Origin of the sequence: Algoriphagus litoralis, assembly GCF_003259255.1 — a bacterium.
GTDB lineage: Bacteria > Bacteroidota > Bacteroidia > Cytophagales > Cyclobacteriaceae > Algoriphagus > Algoriphagus litoralis.
The window spans coordinates 136,348-159,200 of sequence record NZ_QGOL01000003.1 but is presented as its reverse complement, the minus strand read 5'-3'; the positions used below and the strand labels follow the sequence as shown (position 1 = coordinate 159,200).

At 43.7% G+C, this 22,853-nt stretch carries 20 protein-coding genes; 8 read left to right on the top strand and 12 right to left on the bottom strand.

Going from position 1 to position 22,853, the window contains the following annotated elements; translation table 11 throughout:
- The first annotated feature begins 191 nt into the window (after positions 1-191).
- Positions 192-887 carry a TetR/AcrR family transcriptional regulator gene (locus DK188_RS04010; RefSeq protein ID WP_111669515.1) on the top strand — a complete coding sequence of 232 codons (696 nt, stop codon included), beginning with the start codon at positions 192-194 and terminating at the stop codon, positions 885-887.
- Positions 887-2,317 carry an amidohydrolase family protein gene (locus DK188_RS04005; RefSeq protein WP_111669514.1) on the top strand — a complete coding sequence of 477 codons (1,431 nt, stop codon included), beginning with the start codon at positions 887-889 and terminating at the stop codon, positions 2,315-2,317. Before DK188_RS04010 ends, DK188_RS04005 begins: the two co-directional genes overlap by 1 nt.
- 65 nt (positions 2,318-2,382) lie before the next feature.
- Here DK188_RS04005 and DK188_RS04000 read toward each other — a convergent pair whose 3' ends face one another.
- Positions 2,383-2,805: a hypothetical protein gene (locus DK188_RS04000; RefSeq protein ID WP_111669818.1), complete on the bottom strand. Its 423-nt coding sequence runs from the start codon at positions 2,803-2,805 to the stop codon at positions 2,383-2,385.
- 73 nt (positions 2,806-2,878) lie between these two features.
- A complete protein-coding gene (locus DK188_RS03995) occupies positions 2,879-3,847 on the bottom strand; it encodes a zinc-dependent alcohol dehydrogenase family protein (RefSeq protein ID WP_111669513.1) in 969 nt (322 codons plus the stop codon).
- Between the two features lie 110 nt (positions 3,848-3,957).
- On the opposite strand from DK188_RS03995, the gene DK188_RS03990 reads away from it, so the two are divergent.
- Genes DK188_RS03990 through DK188_RS03970 form a run of 5 tightly spaced genes read left to right on the top strand, consistent with a single transcriptional unit; the run spans position 3,958 to position 10,290 of the window.
- Entirely contained in the window at positions 3,958-4,725 is a 768-nt protein-coding gene (locus tag DK188_RS03990) for an SDR family NAD(P)-dependent oxidoreductase (RefSeq protein WP_111669512.1), read from the top strand.
- 9 nt (positions 4,726-4,734) lie between these two features.
- Complete coding sequence (locus DK188_RS03985; protein WP_111669511.1) at positions 4,735-5,955, top strand: acyl-CoA dehydrogenase family protein; 1,221 nt, start codon at positions 4,735-4,737, stop codon at positions 5,953-5,955.
- Positions 5,939-6,967: a phosphotransferase family protein gene (locus DK188_RS03980; RefSeq protein ID WP_111669510.1), complete on the top strand. Its 1,029-nt coding sequence runs from the start codon at positions 5,939-5,941 to the stop codon at positions 6,965-6,967. Before DK188_RS03985 ends, DK188_RS03980 begins: the two co-directional genes overlap by 17 nt.
- A 5-nt stretch (positions 6,968-6,972) precedes the next feature.
- Complete coding sequence (locus DK188_RS03975) at positions 6,973-7,851, top strand: 3-hydroxyacyl-CoA dehydrogenase (protein WP_111669509.1); 879 nt, start codon at positions 6,973-6,975, stop codon at positions 7,849-7,851.
- Between the two features lie 51 nt (positions 7,852-7,902).
- On the top strand, positions 7,903-10,290 hold the full coding sequence (locus tag DK188_RS03970; protein WP_111669508.1) for a hybrid sensor histidine kinase/response regulator: 2,388 nt from the start codon (positions 7,903-7,905) through the stop codon (positions 10,288-10,290).
- On the opposite strand, the gene trmB is transcribed toward DK188_RS03970, so the two are convergent.
- The 9 genes from trmB to holA all read right to left on the bottom strand — a co-directional run bounded on the left by trmB (position 10,277) and on the right by holA (position 21,174).
- Positions 10,277-10,942: a tRNA (guanosine(46)-N7)-methyltransferase TrmB gene (gene trmB / locus DK188_RS03965; protein ID WP_111669507.1), complete on the bottom strand. Its 666-nt coding sequence runs from the start codon at positions 10,940-10,942 to the stop codon at positions 10,277-10,279. The genes DK188_RS03970 and trmB overlap by 14 nt on opposite strands.
- Positions 10,943-12,241, bottom strand: coding sequence for a bifunctional folylpolyglutamate synthase/dihydrofolate synthase (locus tag DK188_RS03960; RefSeq protein WP_111669506.1), 1,299 nt, complete (start codon positions 12,239-12,241; stop codon positions 10,943-10,945).
- A gap of 3 nt (positions 12,242-12,244) precedes the next feature.
- Complete coding sequence (locus DK188_RS03955) at positions 12,245-13,201, bottom strand: energy transducer TonB (RefSeq protein WP_111669505.1); 957 nt, start codon at positions 13,199-13,201, stop codon at positions 12,245-12,247.
- Positions 13,202-13,203: 2 nt separating this feature from the next.
- Positions 13,204-13,593 carry an ExbD/TolR family protein gene (locus tag DK188_RS03950; protein ID WP_111669504.1) on the bottom strand — a complete coding sequence of 130 codons (390 nt, stop codon included), beginning with the start codon at positions 13,591-13,593 and terminating at the stop codon, positions 13,204-13,206.
- A gap of 2 nt (positions 13,594-13,595) precedes the next feature.
- Complete coding sequence (locus DK188_RS03945; protein WP_111669503.1) at positions 13,596-14,282, bottom strand: MotA/TolQ/ExbB proton channel family protein; 687 nt, start codon at positions 14,280-14,282, stop codon at positions 13,596-13,598.
- A gap of 1 nt (position 14,283) precedes the next feature.
- Positions 14,284-15,117 carry a hypothetical protein gene (locus DK188_RS03940; protein WP_111669502.1) on the bottom strand — a complete coding sequence of 278 codons (834 nt, stop codon included), beginning with the start codon at positions 15,115-15,117 and terminating at the stop codon, positions 14,284-14,286.
- A 67-nt stretch (positions 15,118-15,184) separates the two neighbouring features.
- Positions 15,185-16,888 carry a TonB-dependent receptor gene (locus tag DK188_RS03935; RefSeq protein WP_111669501.1) on the bottom strand — a complete coding sequence of 568 codons (1,704 nt, stop codon included), beginning with the start codon at positions 16,886-16,888 and terminating at the stop codon, positions 15,185-15,187.
- Positions 16,889-16,891: 3 nt separating this feature from the next.
- Complete coding sequence (locus tag DK188_RS03930; protein ID WP_111669500.1) at positions 16,892-19,879, bottom strand: tetratricopeptide repeat protein; 2,988 nt, start codon at positions 19,877-19,879, stop codon at positions 16,892-16,894.
- A gap of 272 nt (positions 19,880-20,151) precedes the next feature.
- Positions 20,152-21,174 carry a DNA polymerase III subunit delta gene (holA, locus tag DK188_RS03925; protein WP_111669499.1) on the bottom strand — a complete coding sequence of 341 codons (1,023 nt, stop codon included), beginning with the start codon at positions 21,172-21,174 and terminating at the stop codon, positions 20,152-20,154.
- Between the two features lie 125 nt (positions 21,175-21,299).
- Here holA and DK188_RS03920 point away from each other — a divergent pair, with 125 nt between their 5' ends.
- Entirely contained in the window at positions 21,300-22,013 is a 714-nt protein-coding gene (locus tag DK188_RS03920; RefSeq protein WP_111669498.1) for a tetratricopeptide repeat protein, read from the top strand.
- Here DK188_RS03920 and DK188_RS03915 read toward each other — a convergent pair.
- Complete coding sequence (locus DK188_RS03915; protein ID WP_111669497.1) at positions 22,010-22,852, bottom strand: universal stress protein; 843 nt, start codon at positions 22,850-22,852, stop codon at positions 22,010-22,012. The genes DK188_RS03920 and DK188_RS03915 overlap by 4 nt on opposite strands.
- Between the last annotated feature and the right edge of the window lies 1 nt (position 22,853).

The window sequence follows — 22,853 nt, the reverse complement described above, 5'->3', positions numbered from 1 at the left end:
GGATGCGAAGTTACCTTGTGTCCAAAAGGAAATACTCTAACAAGAAGAAATAATCACTTGACCACCAATCGAAAAGGCCTCAAAATAATTTTTGAGGCTTTTTTTATTCCTTTGCGGCTTAGATTTTACCTGCTCTTTTGACCCTGATTTAATATCTTTGTGGTTGACTTTTAAATCTTGATTTCAATTATATGGCAGGGGAAAAAAATAAAGAAAAACTAATTCTAGACTCAGCAGTAGCACTTTTTACCACCAAAGGATATAATGCCACACGCATGGAAGATGTGGCCAAACGCGTGGGAATCAGTAAAGGTCTCACTTATTTTTATTACAAAAACAAAGAGGATCTTTTTATGGCATTGACCAAAAAGGCCTTCGACCAGTTTAAGGAAGAATTCAGAGAGGTTCTCAGATCCAAAGGGAAAAACGGGCTGGAAATGCTCACCGATCTGATGGAAAAGATCATAACTTTCTCCAAAGAACAGCCGATGTACTACTATGCGGTCATCAACTTTTTGGATGTTCTCAAAAAGTACAATGATTCTGCGACAAGGAGAGAAATTGACCCCTTGATCTTGGATTCAATCCATTTTCACAAGTTGCTGGAAATCCACCACGAACCGGTAAAACTCGGAATTCAGATGGTTTCCCTGGGAATCAAAGATGGAAGCATAAGACCTGAACTTCAGCCAGAAATCACCTTCTACGCGGTCTGGAGCATGATTATTGGTTTTGAAAAAATGAGCGGCCCTGTAGGTTTTGAAGGAAAAGAAACCAAAGTCAGTGCCGAGGCTTGGAAGCTTGGATACATCAAACTGATGCAGGATATGCTTCGTGGAACCATTCAGGCCAGTCGTCCGGCTATTGTTCAGACAAGCTTATTCTAATGCGAAAATCAACTTTCCCCCTCCTAATTCTCATCCTGTTTTTGGCCTGCAAGCCAAAAACCGAAGTGAGTATTTTACTTCACCAAGTTTCTGTGATCGACTTGAAATCGGGCCAGATTTATCCCGATCAGGTAGTTTTGATTCAGGGAGATTCTATTTTGCTTTCGGGGGGTGACAGCTTACGCTCAAAATATTCCGGCAAAATTGAAATTGATGCCGAATCGAAATTCCTCATGCCGGGACTTTGGGATAATCATGTCCACTTTGGTGGTGCCGAATACATCGATGAAAATGAGCAACTTTTACCTTTATATATCGCATTTGGTGTGACTGCGGTAAGAGATGCTGCCGGTGATATCCCCATCGAAGTCCTTCAGTGGAAAGCTGAAATCAATTCTGGTAAGCGAATCGGTCCCAAGATTTTCACCTCTGGGCCAAAAATTGAGGGAATTAATTCCGTTTGGCCGGGGGATTTGGAAATTGGTTCAGAAGAGGAGCTGGACCAAGCTTTGGATTCTCTCGAAAAGCTTGAAGTGGATTTTGTAAAAATCACAGATAATACGCTTTCCGCACAACTTTTTCGCTCTGCCACTCAAAAAGCCAGAGCTCGTGGTTGGTCTGTTTCTGGCCATGTGCATCCGGAAATTACCTTGGACGAAATTTCAAAGGCTGGCCTGACTACAATTGAGCATCAAAGCTACCTGCTCCGTGCCGCCACTCCGGAAGTAAAGCAAATACGGGATAGGAGAATCTCAAATAAGCTTTCGTCCAAAGAAGCGAATGAATTACAAATCAATACTTTATCTGATTCAGTAGCAGAAATTAACTTCAAAAAATTTGCGGCTCAGGGTACCGGGATTGTACCCACCCTGTTGATCAGCTACAACATCGCATACTTGGATTCTTTGGATTTTTCAGGTGATACGATTCAGGATTACCTTGGACCTAAGCTAAAAGAAAGCTACCAGTGGAGAATCGATAGATACGCGTTGGAAGATTCAGCGAGTAGAAAAATGCGAAAATTGATTTTTGAAGCCTCTGCTAGATTGCTGCCAATGGCTCAGAAAGCCGGGATGAAAATCATGGCTGGAACAGATGCCGGTTATCTTAATACTTATGATTATCCGGGATTAGCCATTCATAGGGAATTGGCATTGATGGTCAAGTATGGATTGACTCCCCTTGAAGCCCTTCAGGCCTCCATGATCAATGGTCCAGCCTACTTTGGATTGGAAGATAAATACGGCTCGATTGATTCCGGAAAAAAGGCCAGCTTAGTCTTATTGAATTCTAATCCTTTGGAAAAAATCGAAAATACACTTTCTATTCAGGCTGTCATCGTAGAAGGCAAGTACTATTCCAGAGCTGACTTGGATAAAATACTTTTGGAAATAAAGAATTGGGTCAGGGACAAACAAACTGGAAAATAATACCAAAAAAGGCTAGTCCGTTTTTGGACTAGCCTTTTTTGCTTCCAGATACTTCATGGAAACTATTACCTACTTCTCCACAGATCTTTCATCTGCTTGCCATTCATGACTAGGACAAATCTGGCAGGATTGGGAATCAAGACAATGCGAACATCGAGTTTTTCAAATTGATCTGACTCGATAGGCACTCCTACTTTTCCCGCTACTTCATACGTCACGATCCCGTTTGCATCTGGCAGCATTTCCTTGTAGGCGTTAGCCAGATATGCGGATGGCAGTAAAATATCGGTGTCTGATTTCAGCTTGGAGTATATTTTTTCCAACTGAGGCTCAAGTACTTCCTCATAAGCTTCATTAAAATCATCTTCCAAATCGTGAAGTTCTTCCTCCAGATCATCATAGCTTTCGTCGCTGTAATCCATCTGACTGAGTTGATTTCTTTTTTGTACTATTTCGGTGAGTTGCTTGTCCAGCTGATCCCAATTCATTGAATAATCCATTTTGGTTGTGAATGCAAAGATGACCAATACTTCTTTTTTTCCCCGAAAAATATCAGAGAAATTAACTAACAAGTAGGATTTTGCCATTTCGGCCGGGCTGTGCATAGGCTTCCAATGCTGCTTTGAAATCCTTCAAAGGAAATTTTCCAGCAATGTCGGTTTTGGAATTTTCCTGCATCAAAAATCCAAACACAGTTTTAAACGCCTTGGATCTGTCAGTTTCGTTCATCTCATCCATCCAGGTGGAAAGCCAAAAACCAGCTATTTTCAGGTCTTTAAAGATCAACAACCCACTATTGATCGGCATGTTATCCAATGCTAGTGCACCAAAAACCATCATTTTTCCTTTGGATCGAAGACATGAAAGCGCTTTAGCTCCAAGCATCCCTCCTACGGCATCAAAAACGACATGGACACCACCTTCGGTTTTTTCCGGAATGACTTTTTGGAGTTTCTCAGTTTCGGTATTGACTACCAAATCTGCGCCCAAAACTTCCAAAACTTCTTTTTGAGTATCATGCCGGACTGTAGCAGCCACTTTTATCCCTTTAGCTTTGGCCATCTGAATGGCAAATTTTCCAAATGCAGAAGCTCCAGCGGTGATCATGAGCCATTCTCCAGCCACCAAACCTGACTTTTCGATCATGGCATAGGCTGTCATGGGATTGACGAAAGCCTGACAGGCCACTTCATCCGACATTGCTTCGGGAACAGGAATCACAAATGCTGCAGGTAGGCAAATGTATTCTCGCCAAGTACCGATTGCCGTGAACATCACCCGAGTGCCGGTTTTGAGTATACCGGATTCATCCTCTTTCTCTACCACGCCACATGCCTCAAAACCAGCACTGCTGGGAAGCTTTGGCACGATGCCATACATTCCTCTGACGAACATGATATCTGATGGATTAATATTGCGGGCTGTGATCCGGATCAATACCTCATGAGATTTGGGAATAGGAAGTGGTGAATCGACAAGTTGAAGTACTTCCTGTGGTTGGCCGGTTTGTTCAAAGAGTAGTTCTTGCATTTTTGGATTTTGACGGTGAATAAATCATGGATGTGAAATAATGCCTTTGAAAAGAAATCATTCTCTCAGGCAAATTTTCCTATCTTAAGGTTCAATATAAACCTAAACTTATGGATTTGTCCACTGTTTTTTCCCTAGAAGGTAAAGTCGCCCTCATCACAGGAGCTAGCAAAGGAATCGGATTTGCAATTGCTGAAATTTTTGCTGCAGCCGGTGCCAAAGTTGTCATCTGCAGTCGAAAACAGGATGTGTTGGATGAGATGGCCAATCAGCTGAAAAGCAAGGGATACGAGGCTACTGGGATAGCTTGCAATGTCGGCAACATGGCAGAGCTTCCTTCATTGGTAGAAAAAACTGTTGAAAAATATGGCACCATCGACATTTTGGTAAATAATGCCGCGGTAAATCCTGTATTCGGACCTGTACATGAGACAAGCCTGGACGCATTTGATAAGATCATGGCAGTCAATGTCAAAGCGCCATTTGAGCTCTGCAGATTGTGTTTCCCTTACCTAAGACGATCCTCAGGAGCATCTGTGATCAATATTAGTTCGATTGGTGGCCTGACTCCTGAAACAGGCCTGGGAATCTATTCGGTATCTAAGGCGGCACTTATTTCCCTGACCAAAGTTTTTGCGAAGGAATGGGGGGAGGCAAAAATCAGAGTCAATGTCATTTGCCCGGGCTTGATTCAGACCAAATTTTCTGAGGCCCTCTGGACCAATGACAAGATCATGAACTCGGTCATGAAACAGCTGTCAATCAAGCGGGCTGGAACCTCCGAAGAAATCGGTGCCATGGCGCTCTTCCTTGCTTCACCTGCTTCATCCTACACCACCGGAGCAGTATTCACGGCAGATGGTGGCTTTACGATTTAATCCATTTTCATGCATTCTACCCAAAATTTCCCTCAAGAATCGCTATCGGCCCTTCTAGATAACTATCAGAAATTCGTAAAAACAGAGCTTTTTCCTATAGACTTGGCAGTAGTGACAGGGCCATTTCGCACCTACCTTCCCAAACTGGAATCTCTTAGGGAAAAGGCTAAAACTCTTGGACTTTTTGCACCGCATCTCTCAAAGGAAGAGGGAGGTGTAGGTCTGAATCTCGTGGAGTTTGCTCAGGTTTCAGAGATTTTGGGACAAAGCCCCATTGGCCACTATGTATTCAACTGCAATGCTCCGGACATTGGAAACATGGAGTTGCTTCATCTATTTGGCACAGCAGAGCAAAAAGAAAACTGGCTCAAGCCACTGCAGGAAGGAAAAATCCGGAGTTGTTTTGCCATGACCGAACCTGAGCATGCAGGTAGCAACCCGATCACGATGAGTACTGTAGCGCTTCGCGAGGGAGATCATTACCGAATCAATGGACACAAATGGTTTACTACAGCGGCTGACGGAGCAAGCTTTACCATCGTGATGGCAGTGACCAATCCGGAAGCAGCTTCACCCTATCAGCGAGCAAGTATGATTATCGTGCCGCTTGATAATCCGGGATTTCGCTTTATCCGAAATATCCCCATCATGGGCGAAGCAGGTGAAGATTACCTTTCTCATGCAGAAGTCAGATTCGAGGATTGTCTTGTCCCCGTCTCCAATCTGATCGGAACAGAGGGACAAGGATTTGCACTGGCGCAGGAAAGACTCGGACCCGGACGAATCCATCACTGCATGCGGTGGATCGGGATATGTGAGCGCGTTTTTGACCTGATGTGCAGACGTGCGGTATCGAGAGAATTGGATCCAGGAAAGCCCTTGGCTGAGAAGCAAACCATCCAAAACTGGATCGCCGAAAGCCGGGCTGAAATCAAAGCCAGTCGCCTGATGGTACTCGATACTGCCAGAAAAATGCAGGAATTGGGTGCAAAAGCTGTTCGAGAGGATATATCTACGATTAAGTTTTTTGTAGCGGATGTGCTGTTGAAGGTTATTGATCGGGCGATTCAAGTCCATGGTGCCTTAGGAATTACAGACGACACTCTTCTTTCATTTTGGTATAGGCATGAGCGTGGGGCAAGGATTTATGATGGACCGGATGAGGTACACAAATCTGCTTTGGCAAGAAGTATTCTGAAAAATTATCAGTCAAATGGACAATCCGCTTAATTTTTACAAATTAAAAAAATACCTCGCAGAGACGCTGTATTGGGATCCTGAAAAAATTGAAATCACTCAGATCGCAGGTGGGTATTCCAATTTGACATTTTTGGTCCAAACCCCATTGGGGAAATTTGCGATGCGAAGAGCTCCGTTTGGGGACAAAATCAGCAAGGCGCACGACATGTTTCGAGAAAGTCAAGTCTTGGAAGCGCTTCAAAAAGCAGGATATAAAAAATCCCCAAAACCCATCGTGCTCTACGAGGATGAAGATATCAACGGTTCGCCTCTTTTAGTCATGGAGTGGATCGATGGAATTGTCTTAGGAAACAAGATCAATAAGGATGTCATTTTGACGGCGGATGAATTTCAAAAGCTCTCACAGAACGCCATAGACAGTTTGATCGAACTCCATCTCCTCGAACTGAAAACCTCAGGCTTGATCAATCTAGGCAAACCTGAAGGCTATGTGGAGCGGCAGGTCATAGGTTGGACAGATCGCTATTATAAGTCAAAGACCAATGAGCTTCCTGAAATGGAAAAAGTTTCGGACTGGCTAAAAGCTAACATTCCCAGCAGGGAAAATGTGGGATTCATTCACAACGACTATAAGTATGATAATCTCGTATTGGAAAAAATAAATCGATCTGAAATCAAATCAGTGCTGGATTGGGAAATGGCTACCGTAGGCGATCCCTTGATGGACTTGGGGACGACACTGGCCTACTGGGCGCAAGCGGATGATCCGGATATTCTCAAGCTCTTCAACATGAGTCACCTTCCGGGAAATATGACCCGAGCAGAAGTCATCCAGTATTATGACCTCCGAACTCCGTTTGATCTAGCCAATATCCTGTTTTACTATGTTTTTGGTCTATTCAAAGTCGGAGTCATTGCCCAGCAGATTTACAAGCGATACATTCAGGGAATTGCCAACGATCCTCGATTTGCAAATTTGATCCATGTAGTAGATGCAGCAGGCAAAATGGCTGAGAAAAGTATTCTTCAAGAAAAAATCTAACTGAAATGACAATCAAAACCATTTGCATCCTGGGTGCGGGTACTTTAGGTTCAAGAGTTGCATTGCAATCGGCGATCTCTGGCTTTCAAGTCACCGTCTATGATATTGAACAAAAATCGCTGGACTTTTCCTTGCAAACAATGCAGAAGATCCTGAGGCATTTGTTCAAAGCCAATCAGATTCCGGAAGGTGCTGATCAAGAAATCTTAGCCCGAATCATATTCACCCTCGATCCTCTGGTGGCAGTCGAAAACGCAGATTTTATCAACGAAAGCGTGACTGAGGAACCGGAAATAAAGAAAAAAGTCTGGAAGCAATTTGGCGCAATCGCGCCTGAAAAGACCATTTTCACCACCAATACATCTTACATGCTCGCGTCCATGTTTGCAGAGGATTCAGGACGGCCCAATCGGTTTTGTGCCTTTCATTTTCACGATGTATTCTATTCGCGAGTCGTGGATATCATGCCGCACCCAAGCACAGACATGGCACTGATACCTATTTTGGAAGACTTGGGGAGAAAGCTGAATCAAGTACCTGTCCTAGTAAAAAAGGAAAACCCGGGGTATATATTTAATACCATGCTGATGGCCCTGCTTGGAGCAGCCGGCAAACTACTCACCGGAGAGGTTGCCTCTATTGAAGATATCGACCGATCTTGGATGGTCAATTTTCACATGCCGATGGGGCCTTTTGGCATCCTTGATTCCATTGGCTTGGACACTGCCTGGCATGTCACCCACAAAATGCCGGATCGCGCTTCAGTGGCGTTTGCAGCATTGCTGAAAACATACATTGATCAGGGTAAACTGGGTGAAAAAACAGGGGAAGGATTCTACACCTATCCTCATCCAAAATACAAAGAGCAGGATTTCGTCTTGTAAATCCAAAAAAGGGCCTTTCACCGTAATTGGGGATGATCTAACTTTCATCCTATGGGAAAGCCGCTACTGACACTACTCTTTTTAGTCAATTCAATCCTTGTTTTTGGACAAAAAATTGAGGTAAACGCCATCCTCACCTACCCTTTTTCGATACATGCTCAGGCAGAAATTCTGGATATGAACAGAGAAGATGTCGAGCTGGAGCAAATCCTTGCTAACCCAAATTCCTATCAATTTACAAAGCTTGAAAATGAAAACACCAACCTGGGATTTACTGATCACCACTACTGGGTAAGGTTCACATTAAGCAATGAATCGGCTGTCAATAAAACATTTTTTCTAAAAACTGCCAGACCGATCACCGATATGGCGGATCTCTATGAAGTGCATGCCGGGCAGGTAGTGGCCATCACAAGAAATGGTGATACTTATCCTTTTCATTCCAGAAAAATCGCACATCGAGACTTACTCTACCCGATTTCCCTGCCTCCCAATTCCTCAAGCTTATTTTATCTTCATCTCAAAAGTGACGGCGAAGTTATCAACTTGCCACTTGCTATTCATGACAGCACATCTTTGGTCGAGTCGACATTTCAAGACCAGCTGGTCTTTGGGGTTTTCTACGGCATTTTATTGTTGGCAGGGATCACTTATCTCTTCTTCCTTTTTGGGATCAAGGAGAAAAGTTTCCTACTCTATGTCGCGTATGTGATTTCAATTGGGCTGTTGCATTCGTCTTTGGATGGCTATTTTTACCAATACATCTTGAAGACGCCGGGTTGGTTTGCTGACCGAAGTTTATTGATTTTTGCTACAGTCTCTGCGATTTTGCTTAACCGGTACAATCAGGTCTTTATTAAAGTCCGGAGCTTTTCTAAAGGTCTAGACTTAGCTTTCATCGGTATCAATATCAGTCTTTTGGTCCTACTACTGGGGATAGTATTGGTCGATGAGGGTCGCCCATTTTATTACCCCTTGGTGAATGGATTGGGATTTTTGGGAGTGATTTTCATCATTATCTCGATCCTAATGAGTTATGTCAAAGGAAAACCTGTTGACCCATTCTTCGCGCTGGGCATCACCTCACTCACCATAGGATTTATCACTTTTATTTTGAACAATTTCTCCTTAATCGAGAACTCTTTTATCACTGAAAATGCATCCAAATTGGGGACAGGTCTAGAGATAATTTTCCTTTCCCTGTCCATGGCAAACCGAATTCGGAACTTAAGGAATGAAAAAGAAAAGGCTCAAAATCTTGCTTTGCAGCGATCTGAAGAAAGCAATGAAATCAAGTCTTTTTTTCTTTCGAACATGAGTCACGAACTCCGAACTCCCCTGAACGCCATCTTGGGACTTTCTCAATCCATCATGGCGGAAATTTCAGACGAAAAAATCAAGGAAAATCTCGAGGTGATCAAGTATTCCTCTGTATCCCTCCTCTCTTCGATTGATGATATCCTGGATTATTCCAAAATCGAGAAAGGTGAATTGAATTTGGAGAGAAAGCCTTTTGATCCTCAAAAAACCCTGACAGAAATCAAGGCATTAGCCTATCAAAAAGCCAGAGACAAGGGCCTTTTGTTCTCTTACGAAGAGGAAATTGAACTACCCAAGCGCCTCATAGGGGACTCCATACGCTTTGGACAGATCATGAATAACATTTTGGACAATGCCATTAAATTCACCCCTGCGGGAAAAGTAAAACTCAAGGTCACCGGGGTCCAGGATGAAGGGGAAAAACAGGTGATCACCTTTTTGATCACAGATACGGGTGTTGGCATCAATCCTAAAAAACTGGAACGCATTTTCGAATCCTTCATTCAGGAACGAATAGATGACAAACGGAAATTTGGTGGATTTGGGCTTGGGCTCTGCATCGTAAAGTCCCTGACGGATCTCTATGGCGGAAGCATAGCTGTAGAAAGCCAACTTGGCCAAGGAACTTCGATAGAAGTAAAACTCCCCTTTATCAAAGCGCAAGAAGAAACCTTTGATCTGATCAAAAAGGACTCCGAAGCGCTTTTGACCGGTAAATCCATTTTGGTAGTGGAAGACAATCCTGTCAATCAACTTGTCTTGAAATCCATTCTACGTAAGTGGAAAGGTATTACCTATGACTTTGCAGGTCATGGTCTAGAAGCGCTGGATAAAATGAATACCCAAACATTTGATTTGATCCTCATGGATCTTCAAATGCCCGAAATGGATGGATATGAAGCAACATCAGCTATCCGCATGGGCCAGGCCGGAGCTCAACACAGCAATATTCCGATTATCGCAGTCACTGCTGATACTACTGAAAAAAGCAAAATCCGGGCAAATAACGTGGGGATGGATGATTACATGACCAAGCCTATAGATGCTGAGCTGCTACGGGAGAAAGTCTTGAAAGCATTCTACCTAGAGAAAATCGAACTTGGACCTATTCAGCCTTAAATCGAAACTTCAGGTATTTGATTTTCTCACCCTTATCTGAGAACAGCTTTTCATACTTCGTCTTAATACCGTGGTGGTCGTCCTTCATCTCACTTTGATAGAAATCAAATGTGTAAGCGAGCACATTGATATCCTCACGGGACTTAACCAATTCCAAGGTGTAGTCAAATAGTCCGGTATTATCTGTCTTAAAGTGCACAAGACCGTTAGCCTTCAGCAAGGGCTTGTACATATCCAGAAAACGCGGTGAGGTAAGTCTACGCTTCTCATCTCCATCCCTCGGGAACGGATCAGGAAACGTGATCCAAAGCTCTGAAATCTCGCCTTCGGCAAAAAACTGCTCCAAATTTTGGATTTGCGTACGCAGGAAAGCCACATTGGTAATCCCTTCAGCAGTTGCTGTGGAGCTTCCTTTCCAGATTCTACTTCCTTTGATGTCCACTCCGATGAAGTTTTGGTCACGATATTCTCGCCCTAGACCAACGGTGAATTCTCCACGGCCACAGGCCAATTCTACGACTATTGGATTTTGATTTTGGAACTGCTTCTCGTGCCAGTTGCCTTTGATTTCTTCAAAAATTGGTTTTCCAGCCTGGATTACATTGGGATTCTCTTCGTTTGCTGCGAAGCGAACCATTTTTTTTCTACTCATTTAAAGCTCGTCGATTTCTGCGACCACAAAAGTACTGCCTCCCACAAATATCAAGTCATCTCCTTTGGCATTTTTTCGGGCAAAGTTTAATGCGTCATTGACCTTTGGGATTATTTCACCTTTAAGTCCTTGGTTGGCTGCCTTTTCTGCCAACTGATCTGCAGGTAAAGCTCTGGGTAAATCCGCTTGACAAAAAACATAATGAGCGTCTTTTGGGAGGAGCGCAAGAATTTTGGAAATGTCCTTGTCTTGGACCATACCAATGACCATCCAAAGCGACTGGTAAGTGTACGTTTTGAGCTGCGCCAAAATCTCCCGAATACCCGGCTCATTGTGTCCTGTATCTGCAATCACGGTTGGATTTTGTCCCAATACCTGCCAGCGACCTTTTAAACCAGTCAAAGAGGTAACTTCTTCCAGACCTTTTCTGACGGCTTGATCGGGAATTTTCCACCCTTTTTTCCGCATTTGATTCACTGACTCAAAGATTCCGGGAAGATTATAGCGCTGATAATTTCCGATCAATCCAAAGCTGATAATTTTAGAGTTTTCAGTCTCGTTAACCTCAAATTCGGCGAAAATCGCAGCACCTTTTTTCGTTTCTCCAAGTTTTTTCAAAGAAAAAATCTCTTCTGCAAAAACAATAGGCGCATTCATTTCTGAGGCTTTTTGGAGAAAAACAGCCGTGGTTTCAGGTTGTTTCTGACTGATCACCACTGGAATGCCAGCTTTAATAATACCGGCTTTTTCCCCGGCAATTTCGGGTAAAGTTTCACCCAAAAACTGCATGTGGTCATAACCGATATTGGTGATCACACTCAGCTCTGGAATAATGACATTGGTGCTGTCCAGCCTCCCACCCATTCCTACTTCAATGATCGCAACGTCCACCTGCTGCTGGGCAAAATACCAGAACGCCATACCCACAGTCATCTCAAAAAAACTTGGCTTTAGCTCATCCAGAAAGCCTTTATTCTCAGCAACAAATTGAACTACTGCCTTTTCAGTCATCTCTATCCCATCAATCCGAATTCGCTCGGTGAACGACTTGAGATGTGGTGAAGTATAGAGCCCTGTCTTGTATCCAGCAGATTGAAAAATCGCCGCCAGGCTGTGGGATGTGCTTCCCTTACCATTCGTGCCCGCTACATGGATTGATTTGAATTTGCGCTCAGGATTACCCAGTCTGGCACACAGAGCTAGGGTATTGGAGAGATCCTTACGAAAGGCGCTCGCACCTACCCGCTGAAACATGGGTAAGGAATTGAAAAGATAGTCCAGCGTCTCCTGGTAATTCATCTTTTAATCCACCTTGATGATAAATGTGATTTTTCCTGATGAAAAATCAGCTGCAGCTCCACCTTGTTTTTTGAAATTGATCTGATTGACAACTTGGCGATAGTAAGCCAATACGTCATTGGAGACGTTGTATTCCAAAGGAACTGCTTGAACGATTCTGCCTGAATCATCCACCGTAATCTTAAAAACTATCCTCCCGTTTCGGGTAGAGACTTTGTCATTGATATTTGGTCTGGATGCAAAATCCCACCCGGCAAGATCCAAGCTATATCCTGCTCCAGAATTTGTTCCTTTACCTGAACCTGCGCCCATTACTGCACGCCCGTCTACCGTCCCAGTTGGTTTTCCTTCGTCACCTTTGGCATTGGAGCTTCCTTGTGCTCCACCAGAAGCAGGTTGTGTACCTTTGCCGGAAGTTCCACCTGCACCCATGACAGCGCGTTGATCGATTTTTGGCTTCTCGGGTGCTTTTTGCGTAGTCTCCTCTGCTTTGGATTCTGCTGGGGTTGTGACGGTTTTGGTAGGTTCCACCTTTGTTGGCTGAGGTTTTTTCGTTTCCACAGCAGCTTTTTCCTCTCCTTTGATGGGAGAAGGTTTTGTGGTAACTGCCTGATTGGCGGCTGGCTTTGAAGCAACTTTTGGTTTTGCAGTTTCTGTTTTCGGACTTGGAGCTGGAGTCGCAGGCTTGGTGACAGCTGGGGAAATCTCCCCCGGTGCTGCTGCTTCTGTCACATTGGTTTGCACTTCTGAAGGTGCATTTGGACTATTTCGCTCGCCGGACCCAGTCTCTGTGAAACCCAGGTTCAGCTCTAAACCAAAAGTAGGCAAAGGTGGAATGGGCTGCTTCCAAACCACAATAAAATAGAACGCCAGAAGCAAAAGGATATTCAGCACTATCGTGATGATGGCTGATTTCTTTTTACTGTCCTTTTCGACCTCGTCTGTGTTCCAAGTCTGCATGATTAATACGGTTTAGTTGCAATGGAGACGTTCGCTTCCAATCCAGCGGCTATTCCTCCGATCTCTACTAAGTATTCAACGGGCACTTCCTTGTCAATGTGCAAAACTACCTGGCCTTTTTTTCCCTCAAGTAAGGAAGTCAACTCAGCTTTTATCTGATCCCGACCTACAATTCTGTCGTTGACAGAGTATTTCAAATCCTTCGTCACCGTCACAGTAACCTCCTGCAAAACAATATCAGAAGTCTCACTTGAAGGTAAATTAACCGGCAATCCGGATGGGGTAATGAAGGATGAAGTCAGCATGAAGAAGATCAACAACAGAAAAATAATGTCTGTCATGGATGACATGCTGAATGCCGGATCTACTTTGTTTTTTGACTGAAGTCCCATGATTATTTATCCTGAAGTAGGTCAATAAACTCCACCGAAGTGTATTCCATGTTGTGCACCAATTTGGAAACCTGTGTTACGAGATAGTTATATCCCAAATAAGCAATAATACCTACCACCAAACCAGCAGCAGTGGTGATCATGGCTTCATAAATCCCCATAGAAAGGAGCTTTGGAGAAACCATCCCCTCTTCCTGCGCTATGGCAATGAAGGCTTGAATCATTCCTGTCACAGTTCCTAAGAAACCGATCATCGGTGCCGCACCTGAAACTGTAGCCAGTAGGCCGAGATTCTTTTCGAGTTTGTAAATCTCGATTTTGCCCACATTTTCGATCGAGACCTCGATGTTTTTAAGTGGTGAGCCGATTCGTTCTATCCCTTTTGCTATCATGTTTGCTACGGGAGTATTTTCACCGGCGCAGAGCATTTTTGCTTTCTCAATTTGACCGCTCTGGACCAAAATCTTCACTTGGTCCATGAGGTGGCCGGAGGTTTTGGAAGCCTTGTTGAGCGTTATGAGTTTTTCGAAGAAAATGAAAATCGCCAATACAAGTAGAATGTACAGCGGAATCATCATGTAGCCTCCTTTGATCAGGAGGTCCAAAAGACCAATGTTTTCGGCGCCTGCGGCTGATGCCAGGCTGTCCATAGAAGTTAAACTGTCTGTCGAGAGGGTTTGGAGCAACATATTAATATTTCAAAATCCACAATTCTTCGGTGTATTGGGATTTGATTCGTTCGAGTTCCTCCGCTGCCAGTCTGAAGCTTCCAAACTTGGACAATGCAATGCGATAATTCCGACTGCCCTCCTCGGGACTTATCAGAAAAAGCTCTGCCGATCTGTTGAAATATTGATTGGCTTCTTGTATTGCTAAGGCTTCATTTGGCAAGCTTCCCACGATAATAAAATACTGTGGGCGCTCAGCTTTAGATTCTATTCGGATCAAATTCCCTGAAGCAGTATTGGCAATAGTTGTACCAGTTTCAGCAGGTTTGGAAATATTAGGATTTGAATTAGCAACAACAGGTATAGAATCCTGATTTACAGCAGGTTGATTTTGATCACTTGGTGTAGATTCTTCTAGTTCTTTGGCACTTGAAACTGGCTCTTCTGCGGGAGTTTTTTCTGCTAGTCCTGCCTGAGAAGGTTCGAGTTTTGTTCCATTCTGCGTTTGCAGCTGCCAAATGATAAACGAGACCAATGCAACAGCTAAAACTACTACCATCCAAACCCAAGCCGGTGAGGCTTTTTTCTCTTTTTTTGTAAGACTTGGAGATTTGGTAAGTTCTGATTTTTTCTCAGTCTGGGTCGATGGAGCATCCTGCTTCACGTCGGGTTTTGCCTCAACAACTTCAGAACTTGCAGCAGTGGATATCGGTTCTTTTTCAGCAGGATCAGGCGCTTGTTCTGTTACTTTTGGTTTCGCAATTGACTTGGCACGCAGCGGGGCGATTTCCACAAAGGGAAGTCCATAATCCTTAGGATCAGTCCATTGTCTTTTTTCAGAATCTTTTGCAGCCATAGTCTTCAAGGAAAGCTACGAAACTAAGCCAATTGAGGCGAAAGGCCAACCCCAAGTCCAAACTATCTCAGAATTTGAAGCTTGCTCCACCGATAAGTTGAATTCCTCGCACCGGATAATTAAGCCATCGAGTGTTATTTCCATTCAGGATATTATTGCCTTCGGCAAAAACTGAGATCCGATCTGTGATTTTGAAATCTACTTTGAGCTGGAGATCCGCAATGGTTTTGAGAGGAACATCAAGTCGAGTTGGTAATTCTAAAGGGTCGAAAATTCCATATGCTTTAATCCCTCCCATGAAATTTAGGTTAGCTTGAATCAGGAGATTTTCTACTGGAGTGAATTGGTTATTTACCCCTAACTCCCATATGGGTCTGTGCCAAGCTTCAAGCTGAGTACTCAAGTCATATTGATACAAATCCAATCTGCTTCCAAGAGTATAGGTGTCTGAAAATTTGAATCCTAACTCCGCATTGATGTTGAAGACTGTTGTTTTTTCATCATACACAAGTTCAAATCTTGCCGAGTCTGCCAATGAATTCACGAAGAAATGCATCTGATTGAATCTGGAGACATTCACTCCGGCACGATAATGAAAAGCTTCCTGAAACTGGCCTTCTATCCCACCCTCGATTTTATAATTGTTGATGGTGTTCAGTAACTGCTCGCTTGGACCAAGAAATGGATTTTCATTAACAAAACTGAAATAGGTATTTCGCTGCACATCGCCCGAGAATTCTCCATAGAAACCAAACTCATCGGCAAATTGATAGCTTGCTTTGAGCACCGGGAAAATTCGGAAATCGCTTGATTTATCGGCAATCGAATCATTTTCAGATACCAAATTCAAACCAGCAGTAAATTGAAACGCCTCATAAGTATAGGAAATGCGTGGGCGAATGGAGAAGTAATTTCGCTTCTCCTGGTAATTGACATCGTTGGGATTGGTATGGAAATAATTCAAGTCCACCCTACCCGACCAATCGGAGGCTGTCCTGAATTTTGCGCCAGCTTGAATACCCACCTCATTTTCTTTGACAGCGTAGCTATCCTTGAAGTTGCGGAAACTCAGCTGTCCTTCGTACGAAATCGGCCCTGTCTTCTCGATATCGCGAATACCTGCATGGATCTGAACGGTATTCATCACATTGTTTGCAATGACCGGGCCGATGAAATCCACTTCATTTGGGATAGTGAAATTCGGGTCTTCTCCATAGAATGAGTATTTATCCTGAGCCCAGTTTAATCCCCCAAATACTTCAACGAGCTCGGTGAAGTAACTTCCATCCGCTCCGAAAGCAGTATGGGATTCTGGGCTTTCCTCTCCAAGAATCTGCACAGGTCCTTTTCCAAAACTTTGGTGTTTAAACTTTAGTGCATAGTTAAAAGGATCTGCTGTAGTGGACATGTATCGGGCTTCCAACAACGGAGACGCATAATTTCCATAACCAGCCCTGATGAATCCATTGTACAGCTCCCTTCTGGGTTGGCGGTAATCTTTGTCCAAAGCCGTAGGCTGCAGATTCAATGCCGGAATCGTCAAAAAGAATGGCGTAACCCCATAATTAAATTCACCGATTCCTTTGGGTTGAGGCAACACCGGAAGTCGCTCAAACGATCTCGGCTGCGTAGGCACGGTCAAAACACGATCCTTTCGGATGACAAATTCCTGATCGGTGACCTCACCGCGTTGTTGTGTCTGCGCCGTTACTTCTGAATTTCCGAAGTAAACTGCACCGGCAAAGAGTAGAATTACAGGTAGTTTTTGCATGGTTTAGTTCAGCGTTTTGAGTTTGGCTTCAGCTTCAGCTTTAATTTCCTCATTGGTAGATTGGGCGACGATGGATTCCAAAGTAGCTTTTGCCTGAAAATCTTCTCCTGTCTTTTGGTAATTGTCAGCCAGCAAAAGAAACATTCGACCATACCAATAATCATAGCCGGAGAAAGGTCCAGAATCCTCAAATATTACACCATTGGAAGTATTGAAATCACCTTTTTCCTGATGCGAAAGTGCCAGCAAATACAGTCCCTCTGCTCCTTGGATCGTTTTGTGATCTTTTACCAAACGCTGTAAAGTCAGTTCTGCCTGAGCTTTTTGATTCGTTTCCCGCTGTGATTTTGCTTTGATCAGCAAGGCTTTCGGTGTGGACTCAGGGTAGATTCCATCCAAGGTCATCAACTTATCTGCGTTGGAGATCGCCTGCTGGTACTTTTTGATTTCAAAATTTGCAATCATCAATCCCTGCACAGCCTCTACCTCCTCCACTTTGTTGCGAGCATTTTGCGAAGCAGACTCTAAGTAAGGAATCGCCGCAGCATAGTTGCCTCGCTCCAATTCAATGCTTCCAATTTTCTGCATGGCTCTGGCACGCTGAGGCGAAGATGGCTCCCGCTCCAATTGCCTCAGGAAGCTCAAGCCTCTATCCTGATCCCCCGCCTGGACATAGGCGTCACCTGCGAAATAGAGTGCATCCGCTCGCTGAGCAGATTGAGGGTAACTCCTCAGATAGCTATCAAATGCCCTTGCAGCCTGAGCATAGTTTTTATCAAAATACAGGCTCTTCGCCGCTTCAAACTCGAGAGACTGTACATTTCCTGAACCGGGGTTTGCCCCTTTGTATTTGGCGAGATAGTCTCCAAACTCCGCCGATCTGCCTTGTAGCGCCAAGGTTTCCTGTAGACCTTTGAGGGCAGTTTCGGAATTTTCAGCGTTGGGATGATTGTCCAAAATCATTTTGTAATCCGCAATCGTCTGCTCGTAATTCTGGGTAGAAAAATTGGCCACTGCACGGCTTTCCAGTGCAAAAGGAATAAATGGCGAATTAGGACGGCTGGAGATCAAGTCTGAGAAGGCTCGGGATGCTTCATTGTACCGCACTTCCTCCAGATAAATCTGTCCCCGCTGAAACATTGCATCTTCAATATAAAGACTGCTTGGAAATCCAGTGATCAGTCGCTCGAGATTTGCCAGAGCTTCATTGTTCAGTGATTGAAAATTCTGAACAACTGCAAGTCTGAAGTATGCATAATCCACTCCTGAATTGGATTCAGCAATGGCTCGCTGAAATGTCGACGCAGACTCTCCAAACTTCTTCTGCACATAATAACAGTCTCCCAGTCGCAATAAGGCATCATCATAATATTGCTTCTCCTCTGCACCTCGGAGTTTTTCGGTATAGGATCGGAATTGTTCTTCTGCTTTGGGATAATTCTGGGAATTGAAATAGGCATAACCCAATCCATAGTGGGTTTTGATTAAAAAAGGATGGTTGCTGGCTGGCTTAAGCGCTCGAAGTGCCTCATAGGATCTGATGGCCTGAGGAAGATTTCCATCAGCAGCATGAATTTCACCTTTCCAAAAATGGGATTCCAAAAGCAGATCCCGATCCTCTGGAAAGGTCTGCGACTTGTCCAAGAGTGCCAGCGCCTGTTTGAATTTTTGATCGCGGTAATACACCATGGCTTGATAAAAAGCCACTTTTTGGTAAGCAGATCTGATTCTAGCTGACTTGTTTTGGATCCGATCCATCTGCTCTATGGCTCTTAGGTAATCGCTGGAATTGACCAAGGCCTCCGAAAGCAATGTTTCAGCTTCCTGACGGTTTTTTCCCGAAGGGTAAGTCTCGATGTATTCATCCAAGGCAGAAATCGCCGTAGAAAAGGTTCCTCGCTGGAGGTTAGTCTTCGCAAAATTGAAAAGTGATTCCTCTTGAATCTGCTTGTTAAAACTGGATTTGGATGCTGCCTGAAAGCTTGTGGTCGCAAACTGATAATTCTCCAACTTGAGATAGGCATGACCAAGATAGTAACTGGAGGATTGGCCGATCTCATCTGTGGCTGATGCAGATACTTTCAGGTAATCGGTAGCCCGCTGGTAGTTTCCGATTTCAAAAAACGAAATTCCAGCCTTATAGACTTCCTCTCTGGATAGCGTTCCTTTCTTGGAGTTGATAAATGCATCGTAATTTTTGGAGGCATTCGCAAAATCCTTTTTGGCATAATACGCCTCAGCGAGATAGAGATGAATGGTTTCTTTTCGATCCAGGTTTTGTCCAGAAGCCAAAAGCGGCTCGGAATAGCTGATCACCTGATCGTAATTTCCCTCCTGATAATAGAGCGCAGTCAGTAGATAAGGGACTTTGGTGGCATAGAAAGTTGACTTTCCAGCAGCCTGTAAATCTGCAATTGCCTTTGGATTGTTCCCATTTTGCATCGCAATAAACCCACTGTAATAGTATGCATCAGCACTAATCGGTTGATTCAGGACTTTTGCCTGATCAAAAAATGGTGCCGCGGCAGCATTATTTTTAAGTTGGAAGTGCGCATATCCTTGCTTGAAAAACACCTCGGCCCGAGTGGCTTCGGACAGACTGTTGGATTTCACAAGAGAATACCCTTCTATCGCTTCTTTGTAGTTCTTTTTGTAGAAAAAATGATCTCCCAGGTACGATCCTGCAGTTGCTACCGTGGGATGATTTCCATTTTCATAAATGTAGGATTTCATCAAACCGGGACCATCAGGACTTTCGATCTCCAGCGCAGCCATCGCCCGATGCAGTTCGGCGGATCTTTCTTGCTCACCATTCAGCGGATGATCGAGTAGTCGGCTGTTGTCATATAGCGAGGCTGAAAAAAGCTGCTTGTCAAAAAGCTCCAGATTGTAATCCAAAGCTTGCTGGGATCCCGTCTGATAAAGGGTGGATTGAGAAAAAGCCTCCGCACTTATCACCAGTCCTGCAAGCATCACCAGGTAATTTTTCATCTATTTTTAGTTGGTTTATTGTGGTCAGATAACCTAAGCCGTTCGCCGAGGCAGATCCGGATAATCACTTAAAAGAATACTACCATTACGTTGAACTACACATCACGGCTTGATATGATGTGGCTTTAAATGGGTCAATAAAATCAAATTTCCTACTTACCTACTCTCAAAAAGCAGGCTAGCTTCAGCTCAATCATTTCCCTGTGGAATAGGTACTATTCCTCAGCAAATGATTGACTTCATACGCGATTTGTTAGTTTGGTTTTGGGTAATCAGTGTAAAATCTTGTACACCAGTTCGCGGAGGATTTCACCTTCGTCCATGCTTCCGGAGTCAACTCCTTTGAAACGAAGATCTGCCTCTTTGATGTATGCGAACACCTCAATTACCTTGCCCAATTTGTAGTTTTTGGCAACAGCCACATATTCTTTGACGCCATAAGGATGAACGCCAATCAGCCCTGCCAGCTGATTTTCAGGAATAGTGCCAGCTCTATGGACAAGGGCAATCTTGCTGAAGTAATTATAGAGCAGCGAAAAAATGGGAATTACAGGATGTGCTTTCGGGTTTTGGATGAAATAATGAATAATCTGATTGGCCTTCACTGAGTCCCTAAAGCCTATCGCTTTACTGAGTTCAAAGTTGTTGTATTCCTTGTTTATCCCGATATACTTGGAAATATGCTCGGTGGTAAACTTGGTTGGCTCGGAGAAGTTGATCAGCATTTTTCCCACTTCATTCGCGATCACTTCCAAATTATTTCCTATCGAATCTGAGAGCAGCTGCGCAGCTTTGATATCGATCTGATGCCCCAATTCTTTGAAATATCCTTCGACCCATTCGGTGAGTTTCCAGTCTTTTACTTTTTCTGAATTGACAAAAACCGACTTTTTATCCAGTTCTTTTTTGAGCGAACTCCGACCATCCAGCTTCTTATGCTTGTGTGCAAAAACGAGAATTGTACTCGGAAGCGGATTGCTGAGATAGCTGATCAGGAGCTTTTGCGCATCTTCTTTACCCAGATCAGGGATACTCTGGGCTTCTTTGACAATCACTACCTGACGGTCAGCCATCATGGGAAATTTTCGGGCATTGCTCAAAATCACATTGACTGGAGAATCTTTCCCGTACATGATCAGTTGATTGAATCCTTTTTCATGTTCGGCGATGGCGTGCTTCTCTATGTAGTCCGTGATCAGGTCGATAAAGTAGGGTTCGTCACCTTCCAAAAAGTAAATTGGAGCAAACTTTTTCGCTTTCAGGTCTTTAAGAACGATGTCAGGAGATTGGGGCATAGATTGGAAAAACTATCGGCTTTAAAGATAACAGCCGAAAATCAACTGGCGTAAAATCCATTTAAAATATTCGCCTGCAAAACTATTCCCGGCCTAATTTTGTATTTCTATAAACGAAAAGAAAAATGAGTTTCGAAAAAGGATTGGCACTATACAAAGCGGGAAAATTTGAAGAGGCATTGAGCTGTTTTGATGCGTTGATTGTTTCTCATACGGGTCAGGCTGAACTTCACCTTTACCGTGGAAGAATTCTAACTAGACTTGGAAAAGGCGAGGCTGCTTTGGAGGATTTTGACTTTTTGGTATCCCTTGAGCCCTACAATACCGATTACATCAGCGACCGTGGCGTCGTATTGCATTTGATTGGAAGAAATGAAGAAGCGCTCAGCGAACTGGACCGAGCAACCAATCTTGACCCAAAAAACCCCTATCGCTACAGCAGCCGGGCATTTTTGAAAGACCGACTCGGAGATTTTCAAGGCGCAATCGAAGACTATGAAAGAGCCATCGAACTGGATCCCGAAGACGCTATTGCCTACAACAATAAAGGTTTGGTCGAAGAAAAAATGGGAAATATCGCCCGATCCAAGAAAAGCTTCGAAAAAGCAGATGATTTGATTGGGTATAAACCAAAAACCACAGATTCTATGCCCCCCATTGGGCAAGAAAAATCTGAGAAACCGGCATTTGAGATGCCAGACTTCAGCGCCACCAATCCCCCCAAAAAGGTAGATACCGCTCATTTTTTTGAAACACTCAAAGGTGTTTTTGGAAATAAGGAAACCAGAAATGAGTTTTTGAATTTTATCAGGGGATTTTTCTCAGGGAAAAAATCTTAAAATGATTTGATCACCCAAAGCGGCTTATTGAGGAAGTAAGACATTTTTTTTGAAAGGTTTTGTGAAAAAATCTGATCAAAAAAACTCTTCTTTTCACTTAAAGTAACCAAAATATCACCCTTTGCCATCTGTAGATAATTCTCCAGTCCCAAGGCTAAGTTGTCCCGATAGGATTTGAGTACGTAGTTTATTTTGTCGTAGTGAACAAATGGCTTGATCTCCTCCACCATCGTCATGTGGAGTGACTTGTCGATGGCTTTGAGACTGGATGAAATATGGACTAGATCGATCTCTGAATCAAAAAATCCCGCCATTTCCACTACTTTCTGAATAGCCAGCTTGTCTTCTTCCATATAATCCGAAGCAAAAACAACCTTGCGGGGCCGCTTGAAAAAGACCTTGCGGGGCACAATGATAATGTCTCGTTCTGATCGCTCTACCATACGGCTTGCTCTGCTTCCAATGATATTTGCCCGGAGATCATTCATGCCCTCCGTGCCGGCTACGATCAGGTCTACCTTCATATCCTCTGCAAATTCAAGGGCTCCACTGACAATTTTCCCCTCTTGGATTGCTATTTCACAACCTTTCAGGCCATTCAGGAGACTCTCCTCCATCACCGCACGCTGCAGGTTTTTTAATTTTTCCTGAACAAACTCCCGCTGATACCTGCCTGTACTGTCCATCGGGGATAGTTTAAGGTAATCCTCCTTGTTTAGCACGTGAAAAAGAATCAGAGTTGCATTAAACTTCTCGCCCAAGCGAGCCGCATATTCTATCGCATTCAAGGAACATTCCGAAAAATCAGTGGGACAGAGAATTTTAAAAGTCTTTTCCATT